Genomic DNA, 1,604 nt, shown 5'->3' on the forward strand with positions numbered 1-1,604 from the left:
TGTCTAGGCGGTTTTTAAATGTCGGCGGGCTGGCTATTTAGAAATGTCAGTGCGGTCGTGCTTTTTGTGGTTTACCCGTAACGCGGTCAAGCTGGCCGGAAGGGGAGAGGCCAGCACAGGGTGGGGCGGTGGAACCGGCGATGGCGCGCTCCAGATCCAGCCGATTGATCAGCCGCTGGCGCTTGGTGTTCAGCGCAGGCTGGTGTGGCCGCGGGGGCTCGCCCGACAGCGTGCGCGATGGCCCCGCGGTTTGCCGGCTGTCACGCAACGCCTGGACCTTGGCCGCAATGGCCAGCACGTGCCCCAGCCGCTTGTGCTCCACGATCGCGCCCTGGTCGATCTCGGCCAGCCGGTCATAGGTGGTGTAGGGCAGGGCAGCGCCATCGGCCCACAACTCGATCCGGCCGTCCGGATACTCGGCCACCTCGATGTAGCGGTGGATCAGCCGCCGGTGCTCGGGCCGATCCTCGAGCAGGTACATCACCTTGTCGTACTGCAGCGTCAGGCTCTGCGACACCTTGCGCCATTCGCGCCAGGTAAAGATCCGCGTCAGATCCTCGTCGGTACGCAGCGGCCGGTGGGCATCGAAGTCGCTGCGCGGCGGCTTGGCGAAGCGCGCATTGAAGTCGGTGATAAAGGCCGGCGCAAAGGCATTGGCGGCTGGCATGGTGTTGATGCCGCGCAGCCGCAGTTCCTTGACCAGGCGGTCCTGCAAAGTGCCATTCATCCGCTCCACACGGCCCTTGGCCGGGCTGGAATTGGCGCACAGGATGTCGATGTTCAGCTCGAACAGGGCCCGCCCAAACTGCGTGTAGCCGCGCCCTTCGGCCGATTCCTGGCGATTAACCCGGAAGATGCCCGCCTTGTCGCTGTAGAACGCCATCGGCTTGCCATGACGCTCGACATAGGCCCGCGTCGCCTCGAAATACGCCGGCGTCGATTCGGTCGGCACGAACAACAGCTGCATCAGCTGGCTGGTGGCGTCGTCGACGTAGACCAGCAGCGTGCAGGCCGGCGCCCGCTCCTCGAACCAGGCATGGTCGCTGCCATCGATCTGCACCAACTCACCCAGGCAGGCACGCCGATTCCTTGGCTGGTGGACCTTCGGTGGCCGCAGCTTCCTCGGGACCCAGAAGCCGGCGTCGATCATGATCCGGCGCACGGTCTCCTTGGCCAGCACGATGCCATGGCGCTCGCGCAGCTTCTCGCAAGCCAGGGTCGGGCCGAAGTCGGCATAGGTGTCGCGGATCAGCCCGCGGACGCGCGATTCGAGCCCAGGAGGCAACTGCCGGTTGCTCTCGTGACCGCGCTTACGCGAACCTAGACCGCTTGGACCGTCTTCGCGATACCGGATCACCAGGCGTTCCACCTGGCGCCGGGACAGTCCCAGCTTCTCGGCCGCGCGCCAAACCATCAGACCGTGCTCAACGACAGCCTGAATCACCTTGAACCGGTCCAGTTCACGCATCGACATGGTCACCATCTCGGGCTTCGGCATGGCTGGACTCCGATCCAAGCGGATAGAGCGCCAGCATGCTCGCGTTAGCTCATGGGTACGACATTTCTATTTGGCTCAAGTACGACATTACTATTTAGCCCTGACA

General features: G+C 64.1%; 1 protein-coding gene. It reads right to left on the reverse strand.

Going from position 1 to position 1,604, the window contains the following annotated elements:
- Positions 1–46: 46 nt before the first annotated feature.
- A complete protein-coding gene (locus AC1Q7Q_RS40320; RefSeq protein ID WP_492376846.1) occupies positions 47–1,474 on the reverse strand; it encodes an ISNCY family transposase in 1,428 nt (475 codons plus the stop codon).
- Positions 1,475–1,604: the final 130 nt, after the last annotated feature.

Source organism: Cupriavidus sp. GW823-FHT07A04, from assembly GCF_058794615.1.

Excerpts from the sequence above, each read along its gene's own strand:
- AC1Q7Q_RS40320 (WP_492376846.1), bottom strand. The coding sequence starts at position 1,474 with ATGTCGATGCGTGAACTGGACCGGTTCAAGGTGATTCAGGCTGTCGTT.